General features: G+C 65.0%; 12 protein-coding genes. 2 read left to right on the top strand and 10 right to left on the bottom strand.

All coding sequences use genetic code 11. The features are described from left to right. The first annotated feature begins 228 nt into the window (after positions 1–228). Positions 229–642, top strand: coding sequence for a DoxX family protein (locus tag W930_RS0124820; RefSeq protein ID WP_023871798.1), 414 nt, complete (start codon positions 229–231; stop codon positions 640–642). Between the two features lie 66 nt (positions 643–708). On the opposite strand, the gene W930_RS0124815 is transcribed toward W930_RS0124820, so the two are convergent. The 9 genes from W930_RS0124815 to W930_RS0124775 form a co-directional block, all read right to left on the bottom strand. Beyond that, positions 709–1,116, bottom strand: coding sequence for a RidA family protein (locus W930_RS0124815; RefSeq protein WP_023871799.1), 408 nt, complete (start codon positions 1,114–1,116; stop codon positions 709–711). 2 nt (positions 1,117–1,118) lie between these two features. After that, complete coding sequence (locus W930_RS0124810) at positions 1,119–1,589, bottom strand: thioesterase family protein (protein ID WP_028731396.1); 471 nt, start codon at positions 1,587–1,589, stop codon at positions 1,119–1,121. Between the two features lie 122 nt (positions 1,590–1,711). Further along, positions 1,712–3,355, bottom strand: coding sequence for an AMP-binding protein (locus tag W930_RS0124805; protein ID WP_023871801.1), 1,644 nt, complete (start codon positions 3,353–3,355; stop codon positions 1,712–1,714). A 190-nt stretch (positions 3,356–3,545) separates the two neighbouring features. Further along, complete coding sequence (locus W930_RS0124800; protein ID WP_023871802.1) at positions 3,546–4,730, bottom strand: acyl-CoA dehydrogenase family protein; 1,185 nt, start codon at positions 4,728–4,730, stop codon at positions 3,546–3,548. A gap of 18 nt (positions 4,731–4,748) precedes the next feature. Beyond that, on the bottom strand, positions 4,749–5,612 hold the full coding sequence (locus tag W930_RS0124795; protein ID WP_023595167.1) for an enoyl-CoA hydratase family protein: 864 nt from the start codon (positions 5,610–5,612) through the stop codon (positions 4,749–4,751). Between the two features lie 62 nt (positions 5,613–5,674). Further along, positions 5,675–6,487, bottom strand: coding sequence for an SDR family NAD(P)-dependent oxidoreductase (locus tag W930_RS0124790; RefSeq protein ID WP_023871803.1), 813 nt, complete (start codon positions 6,485–6,487; stop codon positions 5,675–5,677). Positions 6,488–6,496: 9 nt separating this feature from the next. Further along, positions 6,497–8,839: a bifunctional salicylyl-CoA 5-hydroxylase/oxidoreductase gene (locus W930_RS0124785; protein WP_023871804.1), complete on the bottom strand. Its 2,343-nt coding sequence runs from the start codon at positions 8,837–8,839 to the stop codon at positions 6,497–6,499. 177 nt (positions 8,840–9,016) lie between these two features. Then, the gene (locus W930_RS0124780; RefSeq protein WP_023595164.1) at positions 9,017–10,351 is read right to left on the bottom strand and encodes an MFS transporter; all 1,335 of its coding nucleotides are present in this window, start codon (positions 10,349–10,351) and stop codon (positions 9,017–9,019) included. Then, on the bottom strand, positions 10,348–11,745 hold the full coding sequence (locus W930_RS0124775; protein ID WP_023871805.1) for a M20 family metallopeptidase: 1,398 nt from the start codon (positions 11,743–11,745) through the stop codon (positions 10,348–10,350). The genes W930_RS0124780 and W930_RS0124775 overlap by 4 nt, the downstream gene beginning before the upstream one ends. A gap of 217 nt (positions 11,746–11,962) precedes the next feature. Between W930_RS0124775 and W930_RS0124770 the strand changes: the two genes are divergently transcribed. Then, the gene (locus W930_RS0124770; protein WP_023595162.1) at positions 11,963–12,880 is read left to right on the top strand and encodes a LysR family transcriptional regulator; all 918 of its coding nucleotides are present in this window, start codon (positions 11,963–11,965) and stop codon (positions 12,878–12,880) included. Positions 12,881–12,916: 36 nt separating this feature from the next. Here the strand turns inward: W930_RS0124770 and mdtD are convergent, their stop codons facing one another. Then, positions 12,917–14,371 (bottom strand): multidrug transporter subunit MdtD, encoded by a 1,455-nt coding sequence (gene mdtD, locus W930_RS28800; protein WP_080685313.1) that lies wholly within the window; start codon positions 14,369–14,371, stop codon positions 12,917–12,919. Between the last annotated feature and the right edge of the window lie 44 nt (positions 14,372–14,415).

Genomic DNA, 14,415 nt, shown 5'->3' with positions numbered 1-14,415 from the left:
AAGGACTGGGGGCATGGAGGGGGACGGACCGGGGCGCCTTTTCGCGGCGAGTTGGGTCTATGTCTGAGCGGCGGAAAGGGGCTCCGGTCCGTCTGGGGGAGAGGTTTTGTCAACCTATTCGCGACAAACTTACAAATCTCACCATCTTGATGCATCAAATCAGGACACTAAAATTGCCACATGTTTTTGCGAATCACGCGAAACACCCACATGAAAAGGCAAATGAAAATGCGATACGTCTCGCTCGAAACGAACAAAGATGGCGTGCTGTTGGCTGCACGGGTATTGCTGATGGTGTTGTTTGTGATGTTTGGTTTTCAGAAGCTGATGAGCTTCGAGGGGACGGTTGGATACATGGCCGCGACGGGTGCGCCGATGCCGGCGGTGTCAGCGGTCATTGCGGTGGTTGTGGAGTTGATCGCGGGGGTAATGATCGTCCTGGGTTTCTATACGCGACCGCTGGCGTTGGTACTTGCGGCGTACACCGTGGCGACGGCGTTGATTGGCCATCGATACTGGGGTTTGAGCGGCGTGGAGCAGTTCATGGCGATGATCAACTTCTACAAGAACCTGAGCATTGCAGGCGGGTTGATCCTATTGGCGCTCACCGGTCCGGGCAAGTATTCGTTCGACCGCAAGTGAGCTGATCGTTGGTCAAACGAGGATGCGGGATTGCGTCCTCGTTTGTGGCGTTGGACCTACCGCGCGTCAGGCGGCCGGCACCACCGCCGTCACCTCGATTTCCACCTTCGCTTCGTCCTCCACCAGATCGGCCACCTCAACCGCCGTCATCGCGGGGAAATGCCGACCGATTACCGCGCGATAGTGTTCGCCGATCGCCGGATAGTTCGCGACATACTCCTTCTTGTCCTTCACGTACCACGTCATGCGCACGATATGCTCGGGCTTCGCGTTGCCCTCCGCCAGAATCGCCACGATGTTCTCCAGCGTCTGACGCACCTGAAGCGCAAAATCATCCGTCTCGAAACGTTGCTGCCCATTCCAGCCGATCTGACCGCCGACAAACACGATGCGGCTGCCGGCCGTCATCTCGAAAGCCATGCCATTCGCATAGCCGCGCGGTTTCGCCCACTCGGGCGGTTGCAGAACTTGCAGCATCACGACACTCCTTCAATCACAGAATCAGGTGCGGCAAAGCGCACAATTGCTTCACGCTGGGCCTCGGGAACCGCGATCGGGGCGGGCCTGCCGCCCTCGCCTTTCGCGACCCAGACCAACACCAGCGTGGCCAGCAGACGCGTCTCGTCGTCGGGTCCCGCGAAAAGGATGCGCAACGTCATCGACGAACGCCCCAGACGCACCACCTCCAACGAACGCGAGAGCGTCTCGCCCAGAAAACTTGGCGCACTGAAACGGCACTCCAGGTTCGCCGTCGGCACGCCCATCCCATTGCGCAAATGCATCTCGCCGAACGACAGGCCGAGCCCTTCGGCACACCAGTCCTCGACCAGATCGTTGATCATCTCGAAATAGCGCGGATAAAACACAATGCCAGCGGCATCGCAGTGCTTGAACCGCACCAGCACCGGCTTCACGAAAGCATTCGCCGCCATTTCAGTGCCCGCCATCCTTTATCTCCTCATCGTCTCACGCACCCCGGTGCATCGGGCTTCATCACGTCGAATCCCACCGCATCGCGGTGCCGAGCCCGGACGTGAGTGAGCGCCCACCGGAGCGCTCCGCCCTCACCTCACTGCGTCATCTGCCGCAGCTTGAAGCGCTGAAGCTTACCCGTCTCCGTGCGCGGAAGCGCGTCGACGAACTCGATCGCACGCGGATACTTGTACGGCGCGATGTTAGCCTTCACATACTCCTGAAGCGCCTTGACCATCGAAGCGTCGCGTGGCTCGCCCGCCTTGAGCACCACATAAGCCTTCACGATCTGGCCGCGCGCCTCATCGTTCGCCCCCACCACCCCGCACTCCGCCACCGACGGATGCTTCAGCAACGCCGACTCCACCTCCGGCCCAGCGATGTTGTAGCCCGCCGAGACAATCATGTCGTCCGAGCGCGCCTGATAGTAATAATTGCCCGCTTCATCGCACATGAACGTGTCGCCCGGCAGATTCCAGCCGTTCTTCACATAATTCGTCTGACGCGAATCCGCGAGATACCGACAGCCCGTGGGCCCCTTCACTGCCAGCTTGCCCACCTTCCCCGGCGGCAGCGGCTGCATGTTCTCGTCCACGATCATCGCCACATACCCCGGCACCGGCTTGCCGATCGCGCCCGGCACCACATCCCCGTTCGCCGCCGAAATAAAAATATGGATCATCTCCGTGCCGCCGATGCCGTCGATCATCTCGATGCCCGTGGCCTGCTTCCACAGCTGACGCGTCGCGTCCGGCAACGCCTCGCCCGCGGACACCGTCTTCTTCAGACTCGACAGATCGTACTTGCCCACCAGCGCCGCCATCTGACGATAGAACGTCGGCGCCGTAAAGCAGATCGTCGCGCGGTACTGCTCGATCGCCTGCAACAGACTGTCCGGCGTGAGCTTCTCGAGCAACACCGTCGATGCACCGACGCGCAGCGGGAACGTCAGCAAGCCGCCCGTGCCGAAAGTGAACGCTAACGGGGGCGTGCCGCAGAAAATATCGTCCGGCCCCGGCTTGAGCACATGGCGCGGGAACAGATCGCACATCGCCAGCACGTCGCGATGAAAATGCATCGTACCCTTCGGCTGCCCTGTCGTGCCGCTCGTGAACGCGATCAGGCAGACATCGTCCACCGCCGTGTCGCACGCCTCGAAGCTCGCCGGCTGACGCGCCATGCGGGCCTCCAGTGAGTCCTCACCCACGTCATGGAAATACACCGCCTGTGTGAGCGTGGGACAGAAATACTCATGGCCCGCCTGACGGTTGAACTCCAGCTCCTCCTTCAGACGGCCGTCGCACAAAGCCGCGCCGATCTCCGCCTTGTCGACGATCTGCTTGAGCTCCTTCGCACGCAACAGCGGCATCGTCGGCACGCCGACCAGCCCCGCCTTGATCACCGCCAGCCAGGCCGCCGCCATGAACAGATTGTTCGGACCACGTAACAGCACGCGATTGCCCGGCACCAGCGACATGTCGTTGCGAAGCACATGCGCGATGCGATCCACCATCTCGCGCAGGCCGAGATACGTCGTGACCGTGGGCTTGCCGTTCTCCACCGAATAAATCGCGGGCGCGTCACCACGGCCCTGCGCAATCGTGCGATCCAGCAGTTCGGCGGCGCAATTGATGCGCGCCGGGTACGCCACGTCCGGATTGTCCAGCAGAAACTCAGGCCACTGATCCGCGGGCGGCAAATTGTCGCGCGCGAAAGTGTCGAGATGTCCAGATCGTTCCATGTGCTTCTCCTTGCCCCCGGTAATCCAGCATGACGCCGGCCGCCCCGGCCAAACGTCGATCAAGTGCTTCCAAGTGTCATTGCAAGACGCCATGCCGTCCCTGTCTCCCGGGGGCACTGCGCACATCACCCGCCTTATCCTGCTACTTACCGCCGCGTACAGCCACGCCCGGCGCTTCGGACACCGAGGCTCAATCGTCCTTGAGCAGTTCGCGCGCGATGATCAGCTTTTGCACCTCCGTTGCGCCCTCGTAAATGCGCAACGAACGAATCTCCCGATACAGACGCTCCACAATCGCGCCCGACACTACCCCCGCGCCCCCGAACATCTGCAACGCCCGGTCGATGACCTGCTGCGCCGATTCCGTCGCGAACATCTTTGCCATCGCTGCTTCGCGCGTCGTGCGCTGCCCCTGTACGTCACGCTGCCAGGCGGCGCGATACGTCAGCAACGCGGCCGCATCCACCGACGTGGCCATGTCGCCCAACGCCGCCTGCGTGATCTGGAAGTCCGCCAGCGTCTGCCCGAACATCTCGCGCGACTTCGTGCGCGCCAGACCTTCATCGAGCGCGCGACGTGCGAAACCCAACGACGCCGCGGCCACCGACGCACGGAAAATATCCAGCGTCGTCATCGCGACCTTGAAACCCTGCCCCGCGTCGCCCAGGCGCTGCGAGGCCGGCACGCGGCAGTTCTCGAACTTCAGTCGGGCCAACGGGTGCGGCGCGCTCACATCGATGCGCTCGGCGATCGTCAGCCCCGGCGTATCGGCATCCACCACGAAGGCGCTGATGCCGCGCGCACCCGGCGCCTCGCCGGTCCGCACGAAGACACAATAGAAATCCGCGATACCGCCGTTCGAGATCCAGGTCTTCTCGCCGTTGAGTACGTAATGGTCACCGTCAGGCGTGGCCGAGCAGGCCATCGCCGCCACATCCGACCCGGCGTTGGGCTCAGAGAGCGCGAAGGCCGCAATCGCCTCGCCCGACGCCACGCGCGGCAGATAACGCCGGCGCAGCGCGTCGCTGCCGGCAAGCGTGATCGCGCCGCTGCCCAGGCCCTGCATCGCGAAGGCGAAATCGGCCAGGCCGTCGTGGCGCGCCAGCGTCTCGCGCAGCACGCACAGCGCCCGGGAATCGAGCTTGTCCATCGCGCCGCCATGACTGGCCGGCACGCAATACTTCAACCAGCCCGCACGGCCCAACTGGCGGACCAGCGAGATGCAAGTGGCATCGGTGTCGGCATGATGATCGACATGCAGCTCGCGCGAGCACCAATCGTCCAGTTCGGCACCAAGGCGACGGTGCGCGTCGTCGAAGAACGGCCACGCCAGAAAATCGGCGTTGCGCGCGTGGTGAGGTGTTAGGGAAGTCATGTTGCCTGTCGTCTCGCGTCAGTCACCCTGGAATACCGGCTTTTGCCTGGCGACAAAGGCGTCGTAGGCGCGGCGAAAATCCTTCGTCTGCATGCAGATGGCCTGCGCCTCGGCCTCGGCCTCGATCGCCTCGTCCACGCCCATGTTCCACTCCTGATGCAGGAGCTTCTTCGTCACACCATGGGCGAACGTCGGCCCGCATGCGATCTGGTCGGCCAGCGTTTGCGCGGCGCTCAACACCGCGCCGCCGTCATGCAGCGCGTTGAAAAACCCCCACTGCACCCCTTCCTCGGCCGTCATCACGCGCCCCGTGTACAGAAGCTCCGACGCCCGCCCCTGCCCGATCATGCGCGGCAGCAGCGTGCAGGCGCCCATGTCGGCCCCCGCAAGTCCCACACGCACGAACAGGAAGGCCGTCTTCGTCTGCGGCGTGCCCAGGCGCATGTCCGAGGCCAGCGCCACCATGGCGCCCGCACCGGCGCAAATGCCATCGATCGCGCTGACGATCGGCTGCGGACAGGCGCGCATCGCCTTGACCAGATCGCCCGTCATACGCGTGAAATCCAGCAGTTCCGGCATGCTCATCTGCGTGAGCGGGCCGATGATCTCGTGGACGTCACCGCCCGAGCAGAAATTGCCGCCTGCACCCGTCACCACCACCGTCCTGATATCCGTCGCATACACCAGCCCGCGGAACAGATCGCGCAGCTCGGCATACGAATCGAACGTGAGCGGGTTCTTCTTGTCGGGTCGGTTCAGCGTGATCGTGCCAATGCTCGGACGCCCTTGCGCGTCATTCGACACCGACCACAGAAAGTGCCTGGCTTCATAGTTCGCGAAAGGGCGCTTGTGGTGCGCCATCGTCAGTTTCACGTCGCTCATTGGCCAATCTCCTTGAATAGGTTATGCGTTCGCGCCATGGCGCGGATCCGGGCGCCCGGCGCTCAGCCGACAGTCACCTCGCCGCCCGCCACCGCGAGCGACTGCCCTGTCATCGCGCTCGCGGCGGGCTGGCACAGCCACAGCACCGCGTCGGCCACCTCCTGCGGCTGCACCAGTCGAGCCTGCGGATTGCGTCCGGCCAGCTCGGCACGCGCCTCGTCCTCGCTGCGCCCCGTCTTCGCGACGATGTTCGCCACGGCGTCGCGCACGATGTCCGTCTCCGTGTATCCCGGACACACGGCGTTGACCGTCACACCCTTTTTCGCCACCTCCAGCGCGAGCGCGCGCGTGAGGCCGACCACGCCGTGCTTGGCCGCGCAATAGGCCGTCACGTACGGGTAGCCGATCAGGCCCGCCGTGCTGGCCACATTCACGATGCGGCCCCAGCCGGCCGCAAGCATGGCCGGCAGTGCGGCGCGAATGCAGTGGAACGTGCCCGTCAGGTTGACGTCGATCATCTGCTGCCACAGCGCCGCGTCCGTCTTGCCGAACGGGGCGCTGAGCGCTTGCCCGGCGTTGTTGACCAGCACCTGCACCGGCCCGAAGCGCTCGGCAGCGCGGGCGAACGCCGCCTCGACGGCCGCGGCGTCCGAAATGTCGGCGCTCACCCATGCCACGTCGCCGTGCGCGGCCAATGCCCGCGCGCCGGCGGCGAGCGTGGTCTCGTTGCGCCCGAGCAGGGTCACGCGCGCGCCTTGCGAGAGCAACGCGCGCGCCACCGCCTCGCCAATACCACGCGCGCCACCCGTCACAAGGGCGTGCGCTCCTTGCAGCGATGCCGGCGCCGCGGTGGCCGGAGTTGTCGTAGACGTCATGAACTGTCCTTATTTGCCGATCTGTTGAGCGTAGGCGGCAGCACGCTCCAGATTGGTCTCGTACTGCCGCTTGCCGGCATAGTACTGCGCCGGCCACGGCAGATCCTTGTAGCCGATCTTCGCGGCTTCATGCAGCGTCCAGAACGGATCGGCCAGATGCGGACGCGCCAGCGCGCACAGGTCGGCGCGGCCCGACGCGATGATGCTGTTCACATGGTCCGCTTCAAAGATCGCGCCAACGGCAATCGTCGGAATGCCCGCTTCGTTGCGCACCCGATCGGCGAACGGCGTCTGGAACATGCGACCGTAGACCGGCTTCTCCGCCTTGCTCACCTGCCCCGACGAGCAGTCGATGAGATCGGCGCCGGCTGCCTTGAACGCCCGTGCGATCTGCACCGCGTCGTCGGGCGTGATGCCGCCTTCGACCCAGTCGTGCGCCGAAATCCGCACCGACATCGGCCTGGCGTCCGGCCAGACGGCCCGCACCGCGCGGAACACCTCCAGCGGATAGCGCAGGCGGTTCTCCAGCGAGCCGCCGTATTCGTCGGTACGCTGATTCGTGAGTGGCGAAATGAAGCTCGAGAGCAGATAGCCGTGCGCGCAGTGCAGTTCGAGCCAGTCGAAACCGGCTTCGGCCGCGCGCCGCGCCGCCTGCACGAAGTCGTCCTTCACACGGCCCATGTCGGCGCGCGTCATCTCGCGCGGTGTCTGCGACACGCCGTCGATGTATGGCAGCGGCGACGCCGAGATGAGCGGCCAGTTGCCTTCGTCGAGCGGCAGATCGATGCCGTCCCAGGCCAGTCGCGTCGAACCCTTGCGACCGGCGTGACCGATCTGCATGGCGATCTTCGCGTCGCTTCCCGCGTGCACGAAGTCGACAATGCGCTTCCACGCGTCGCGCTGCGTGTCGTTCCAGAGCCCCGGGCAGCCCGGGGTGATGCGCGCGTCGGGCGACACGCAGGTCATTTCCGCGACGATCATGCCCGCGCCGCCCAGCGCACGGCTGCCCAGGTGCACGAGATGGAAGTCCCCCGGCACGCCGTCCACGGCCGAATACATCGCCATCGGCGACATCACGATGCGATTCTTGAGCGTGAGCTCACGCGCGCGATACGGCGTAAACATCGGCGGAATCGCGTGCTGACCGGCGGCGCGCTTCACCCCGGCGCGCTCGGCGAGCCAGTCCTCGTAGCCCTCGACGTAACCGGCATCTCGCACACGCAGGTTCTCGTGCGAGATGCGCTGCGAGCGCGTGAGCAGCGAATAGGCGAACTGCTCCGGCGCGAAACGCGCGTAACGATCGACCGTCTCGAACCATTCCGTGGAGTTGCGCGCGGCATTCTGAATCTTCAGCACCTCCACGCTGCGGGCGGCTTCATAGTCCTGCAAAACGCGCGGCAGGGCGTCGACATTCTGCGTGACCAGGCCGTCAGCCAGCGCGATCGCGTCTTCGAGTGCGAGCTTCGTACCCGAGCCGATGGAGAAGTGCGCCGTATGGGCGGCGTCGCCCATGAGCACGACCGGCACGCGTTTGCCGTCGACGTCGTTCCAGTGCACCCAGTGCTCGCAGATCACGCGTGGGAAACGAATCCAGATCGCCGAGCCGCGAAGGTGCTTGGCGTTGCTCATCAGCTCGTGGCCGCCGAGGTATTTGGCGAAGAGCTTCTCGCAAAACTTCACGCCCTCTTCCTGGCTCATCTGATCGATACCGTGCGCGCGCCAGACTTCCTCGGGCGTCTCCACGATGAAGGTCGACGTGTCGGCGTCGAACTGGTAGGCGTGCGCCTGGAACCAGCCGTGCTCGGTCTTTTCGAAGGCGAACGTGAAGGCATCGAAGCGCTGATGCGTGCCGAGCCAGACAAAGCGGTTCTGGCGCGTATCGATGTCCGGGCGGTAGGTGTCGGCGTAGCGGGTGCGGATGCGGCTGTTCAGGCCGTCCGAGGCGATGACCAGATCGGCCTGATAGCGGCGCGCGATCTCCTGATCGTCGCCCACTTCCGTCTCGAAAACGAGCTCGACGCCAAGCGCCTCGCAGCGCGCCTGAAGAATGTTGAGCAGCTTCTTGCGGCCGATGCCGATGAAGCCGTGGCCGCCGGACGTGATGGTGCGGCCCTCGAAATGGATGTCAATGTCGTCCCAGTGATTGAAGGCCGCGTTGATTTCCGCGGCGCTCACCGGATCGGCGTCCTGGAGGTTGTCCATGGTGGCGTCGGAGAACACCACGCCCCAGCCGAAGGTGTCGTACGGACGATTGCGCTCGACCACCACCACCCGGTGCGACGGCTCGCGCAATTTCATCAACAGCCCGAAATACAGGCCCGCGGGACCGCCACCGATACAGACGATATTCATCTCCAGCCTCCGGATTCACTGACCGCGCCGCACTCACCGACGCCTCGATCTTTGTTAAATCGTAAATAGTTTATGCCTAAAATACTAGCGAAAAAAATTCCCGCCAGCAAGGTCGGTGTGCCCTGCTGGCGGGAAGCTCGGGAAAGCCCTTAGGCGACCAAGGCCGGCGCGTTCGCGTCAGCGCGCGCCCATGCGCTTTCGTGCAATGGCCAACGTCGTCAAGCTGATCACCGCCCCGACCATCAGATACAGCCCCGGGGCGAGCTTGTTGCCGGTCGATGCAATCAGCCACGCCACCGCCAACGGCGTGAAGCCGCCGAAGATCGTCGTGCCGAGGTTGTACCCCACCGCCATGCCCGTTGCGCGCGTGCGCGTCGGGAACAGCGACGACATCAGGGCTGGAATCGGCGCAAAGTACACCGCCTTCAACGTGCCGACCCACAGCATCACCAGCATCATCGTCGCCAGCGAAGGATGCGCGTTCATGAACGCGAACGCCGGATACACGGTGCACAGGAACAGCACACCGGCCACGAACATGATGCGAATGCGCCCGACCTTGTCCGACCAGTGGCCCACGAACGGCGTGAGCGTCATGATCACGAAGCCGGTGACCAGCGTCGCAATGAAGCCCTGCGCCGGCGGCAGGCCCAGTTGCTTCGTGGCATACGTCGGCATGTACAGGATCATGTAGTTTGCCGTCGTCGTCAGGATGAGCGCGCCGATGGAGACCAGCAGGCGCGACTTCTGCGTGGCGAGCACCTCCCATACCGGCGACGCCTTGCCTGGCGATTCGGTCTTGCGGGCCGTCTCGAAGGCGGGCGTCTCATCCATGTACTTGCGAATGTAGAGTCCGATCGGCCCGACCAGCATCCCGAACAGGAAGGGAATGCGCCACCCCCAGGATTCGAGCTGCGGCTGGGTCAGCGCGCCGGTAAGCACCGCACCGAACGCCGAGGCCAGCAGCGTGCTCGCCCCCTGACTCGCGAACTGCCAGCTCGACATGAAGCCCGGCCGGTTCGGCACATGCTCGACGAGAAACGCCGTGGAACTGCCGAACTCCCCGCCCGCCGAGAACCCCTGCATCAGTCGTGACACGAAGATGCCGATGGGCGCCCAGACACCGATCGCGGCGTACGTCGGCATGAACGCAATGAGACCGGTGCCGAGCGTCATCATGGCGATCGAGAGCATGAGCGACGCACGACGCCCGTGCCGGTCGGCATACGCGCCCAGCACGAACGCACCGAGCGGGCGCGCGAGATACGACAGCGCAAACGTCCCCAGCGCCATGAGCAACGACACGGTTTCGTCGTGCGCGGGAAAGAACAGCCTGGAAATCGTCACGGCGAAATAGCCGTAGACGATCAGGTCGTACCATTCGAGCGCATTGCCGATGGACGTCGCGACGATCAGCTTGTAGACGGGCACCTCGGCGCGCGCCCCCTCCTTGTCTGCGCTCGACGCGCCCTTCGCCGGGTCCGCCCCGGCGGCGGCAGCAGAACTGTTCATCGCGGCTTCCCCTCTTTCAGATTCACATCCCCAAGATCCCAGAACAGCCCGGCCATGATCTGCAACGCTTCACGCGCGACCGAGCCGAGCAGGTGCTCGTCGGGCGCATGCTGCGAACATGCCGGGTAGGAGTGCGGCACCCACAGCGTGGGTAGCCCGAGCACGTCGGCAAACACGTCGTTCGGCAACGTGCCGCCGAGGTTCGGCAGCAGCACCGGCGGCTTGCCCGTCGTCTCGCGCATCGACCCAAGCGCCCACAGCACCCAGGGATCCTCCGGGTCGAGACGCGTCGCCATCACGCCGCGCTCCACCTCGACCTCCACCATCGGGAATCCGTGCGCGTCGAGATGCGCGCGCAGAATCTCGCCAAGTCGCTCCCAGTCCGTGCCGACCACGAAGCGGATCTGCATGTGGGCATACGCATACGGCGGGATGGCATTGACCGGCTTTTCAGGATTGCCCGTCTTGAACGCGAGGACTTCGATGTTGTTCCAGCCGATGACGCGCTCGGTCGGTGTGAGCCCCGGCTCGCCGTAGTCGACGTCGACCTCGGGATCGTTCGGCCCGCCGCCGACCTCCAGCCCTGCCAGTGCACGCCGCACCGAAGCGGGCAGCTCCGGCGGGCGCAGCCCCTCGACGAGGATCTTGCCGTTGCCGTCGACGATCGAAGCAATGGCGTTCGCCAGCACCACGCCCGGATTGCGCAGCAAACCACCCCAGTTGCCGGAGTGATGACCACCATCGCGAAGATTCAGACTCAGCTTGAAATTGACAAGGCCGCGCGAGCCGAGGAAAACCGTCGGACGTTCGGCACTCAGACGCGGGCCGTCGGACGCGATCAGCACGTCGGCGCGCAACTCGTCGCGCAGTTGCTCGCAAATCGCATGCAGGCCCGGCGAGCCCATTTCCTCGCCCATCTCCACGATCATCTTCACGTTGTAGCCGAGCTTGCCGCCACGCAAGGCCAGCACCTGGGCCAACGCCGCGAGGTTGATGGTGTGCTGGCCCTTGTTGTCGGCCGTGCCGCGCCCATACCAGCGATCGCCCTCCACGACGATCTCCCACGGCTTCAGCCCGCTGCGCCACTGGGCGTCATAGCCGCGCACCACGTCGCCGTGCCCGTAGGTGAGCACGGTCGGCGCGTCGTCGCTTTCATGACGCTGCGCGATCAGGAACGGGCCACCGCCCGGCACCGGGTTCGGCACGATGCGCGACGTGAAGCCGAGCGCCGCCAGCGAAGGCGTCATTTCGTCGGAAAGATAGGCATGGAGCACCTCGCCGCTATCCGCCTCCTGACTCTCGGTCTTGTAGGCGACACGACGACTGAGTGTGTCCAGGAACGCGCCCGAATCGTATTGGGCGGTGGCTTGTGCAATGGCTGCGCTACGGGTCACTGCTTGTCTCCAGATGGCTTTTGAGGGGACGGCTGCCGTCTCGCACATCGCGCGAAGCATGTCGGAAGCACGCTGCGGCACAACCGTTCAGGCCATTCTAGGAGCGGGTATTTTTGACAACAATGATAATATTTCGAAGGTTTCGTTGCCATTTCGGCAAAGCAACGAACGCCAGGCAGACACCTGCCGTTGAACCTTTCTATGGCTGGAACGGCTCATGCAAACACACGCGCTACGCTATTTTCTCGAGGTCGCCCGCACCGGTTCGCTCAGCCGCGCGTCGGAGCGCCTGCACGTGGCCGTCTCGGCGCTGAGCCGTCAGATCGCCAAGCTGGAGGAAGACCTCGGCACCCCGCTGTTCGAGCGTCGCCCGCGCGGCATGGTGCTGAGCGAGGCAGGCGCGTTGCTCGCCGATCATGCGCGTCGCGTGCTGCTCGACACCGAGCGCGTGACGTCGGAAATCCGGGGGCTGACGGAGGCGGGGCGTGCCACGATTCGCGTGGCGAGCGCCGAAGGGGTTGCGCGAGACTTTCTGCCGCAGGTCTTCGCGCGCTTTCGCGAAGCCTACCCCGGCGCACATTTCCTGCTCGACGTCGTGTCGCCCTTCGTCGCCACCGAGCGCGTGCGCGATGGCGAGGCCGACATCGCGGTGTGTTTCAGCGTGGCGCCCGAGAAAGGTGTGCAGGTCGTGCACACCCAACCCGCGCCCATCTTCGCCCTGATGGCGGAGCAACATCCGCTGGCCAGGCGCCGCGACGTCGCCCTCGCCGACCTGCAGCCCTACCCGATGGCGCTGTCCAATGCCGGGGTGACGATCCGACAGATGTTCGACCTGTGCTGCACGCTCGAAGGCTTGCTGTTCGAACCGGTGTTCGTGAGCAACTACCACGCCGCGCTGCATAGCTTCGTGCGCTCGGGCAACGCGGTTACGCTCACGGGCCTGCTCACCGTGCGCAGCCGGTTGGCGCCGGATGGGTTGGTCGCCATACCGATTCGCAATCCCGCCCTGCACCAGCGCACGCTCCAGGTGCAGACCATGGCGGGCCGCACCCTGCCCGCTCCCGTGGAGGCCTTCCTGGGCCTGCTGATCGACGCGATCCGTGCACCGGAAATTCTCGATCGACCGTTCGCCTGAGCGGTCGACGCCGTGCCGGAACGCCGCGCGCCGCCGCTAGTGCGCCGGCGGCGGCGGCGCGGACGTGACGGCGCGCGCCTGGGCGTCGCCATCGTCGGTCGCGCGCTGTTCACGATCCGTCAGTTGACCGAAGATCCACGCCGAGCAGCAGGTGATCAGGCCGACGCACGCGAAGGTTGCGCGAAACGCGGGCAGCGCACCCACGCCCGCATGCTCGCCGAAGGCACCGGTAAACGTCACCAGCAACGCGCCGCCGACGGTCAGCCCGAAGCTCATCGCCAGCATCTGCACGAGCGAGAACAGACTGTTGCCGCCGCTCGCATCGTCCGGATTCAGGTCCTTGAGCGTAAGCGTGTTCATGGCCGTGAACTGCACCGAGTTGATGCCGCCGAGAATGCCGAGTTGAACAACCAGCAGCGGCACCGGATAGTGCGGCGTGACGAGCGCGAAACTCGCCATCACGCCACCGGCGATGATCGTGTTCCAGACCAGCACCGGGCGATAGCCGAAGCGCATCACCAGCCGCGTCGCCAGACCCTTGGCGAAGATCCCCGCGAGGGTGATCGGCAGCATCAGCAACCCCGCCTCGAAAGCGGTGTAGCCCAGACTGACCTGCAAGAGCAGCGGAACGAGATACGGCACCGCCGCGATGCCGATTCGCGCGAACAGATTGCCGAGCAACCCGACGCTGAACGTATGCACGCGAAACATGGCGAGCGAGAACAGTGGCTGCGGGGCGCGGTTCGCATAGAGGCCGTAGGCAACGAAGCCGGCGAAGCCGAGCACGAGCAACACCAGCATCAGCGCATGCGCACCGGCGATGTCGGCGTGCCGGTCCAGCGCCAGCGACGTCGCCACCATACCCACGGTGAGCAGCAGGTACCCCTTGACATCGAAGGGTGCCGTGTGGGGCGCGCGGGCATTCGTCAGAAAGAAGTGCGCGGCGAGACACCCCGCGGCCCCGACTGGCACGTTGATGAGAAACACCCAATGCCACGAAGCCACCTTCACGAGCCAGCCGCCGAGCGTCGGGCCGATGAGCGGACCGATCATGCCCGGCACGGCGACGAACGCCAGCGCCTGGAGATACCGCTCGCGCGGAAAGGTGCGCAGTACGGCGAGCCGCCCCACGGGCAGCAGCATCGCGCCGCCGAAGCCCTGCACCACACGCCAGGCGACCAGCGCGTCGAGCGTTCCGGAATAGGCGCACATCGCCGAGCCGATGGAGAAAATGGTCAATGCGCTGGAGAAGACGACGCGCGTGCCGAACCGATCGGCCAGCCATCCGGATATCGGAATCGTCACCGCCATGGTCAGGGCGTAGGCGATGACCACCGCCTGCATGTGCAGCGGCGACTGGCCGAGGTCGCGCGCCATGGCGGGCAATGCGGTGTTCACGATGGTCGAGTCCAGCGTCTGCATGAAAAAGCCGACGGAGACCACGAGCAGCATCGCCTTTTGCCGCCAGGCGGCCGGTTGGGATGAGGTCATGTCGAGGGGCAATCGGGGTCATGGGAGCTGCGCCAGCCCCCGGA

It is taken from the genome of Pandoraea sp. E26, assembly GCF_000681415.1.
GTDB lineage: Bacteria > Pseudomonadota > Gammaproteobacteria > Burkholderiales > Burkholderiaceae > Pandoraea > Pandoraea pnomenusa.
The sequence above is the reverse complement of the archived record's forward strand: the minus strand, read 5'-3'. Positions and strand labels throughout refer to the sequence as shown.

Excerpts from the sequence above, each read along its gene's own strand:
- W930_RS0124810 (WP_028731396.1), bottom strand. The coding sequence starts at position 1,589 with ATGGCGGGCACTGAAATGGCGGCGAATGCTTTCGTGAAGCCGGTGCTG.
- W930_RS0124800 (WP_023871802.1), bottom strand. The coding sequence starts at position 4,730 with ATGACTTCCCTAACACCTCACCACGCGCGCAACGCCGATTTTCTGGCG.
- W930_RS0124805 (WP_023871801.1), bottom strand. The coding sequence starts at position 3,355 with ATGGAACGATCTGGACATCTCGACACTTTCGCGCGCGACAATTTGCCG.
- W930_RS0124795 (WP_023595167.1), bottom strand. The coding sequence starts at position 5,612 with ATGAGCGACGTGAAACTGACGATGGCGCACCACAAGCGCCCTTTCGCG.
- W930_RS0124790 (WP_023871803.1), bottom strand. The coding sequence starts at position 6,487 with ATGACGTCTACGACAACTCCGGCCACCGCGGCGCCGGCATCGCTGCAA.
- W930_RS0124820 (WP_023871798.1), top strand. The coding sequence starts at position 229 with ATGCGATACGTCTCGCTCGAAACGAACAAAGATGGCGTGCTGTTGGCT.
- W930_RS0124785 (WP_023871804.1), bottom strand. The coding sequence starts at position 8,839 with ATGAATATCGTCTGTATCGGTGGCGGTCCCGCGGGCCTGTATTTCGGG.
- W930_RS0124770 (WP_023595162.1), top strand. The coding sequence starts at position 11,963 with ATGCAAACACACGCGCTACGCTATTTTCTCGAGGTCGCCCGCACCGGT.
- mdtD (WP_080685313.1), bottom strand. The coding sequence starts at position 14,371 with ATGACCTCATCCCAACCGGCCGCCTGGCGGCAAAAGGCGATGCTGCTC.
- W930_RS0124780 (WP_023595164.1), bottom strand. The coding sequence starts at position 10,351 with ATGAACAGTTCTGCTGCCGCCGCCGGGGCGGACCCGGCGAAGGGCGCG.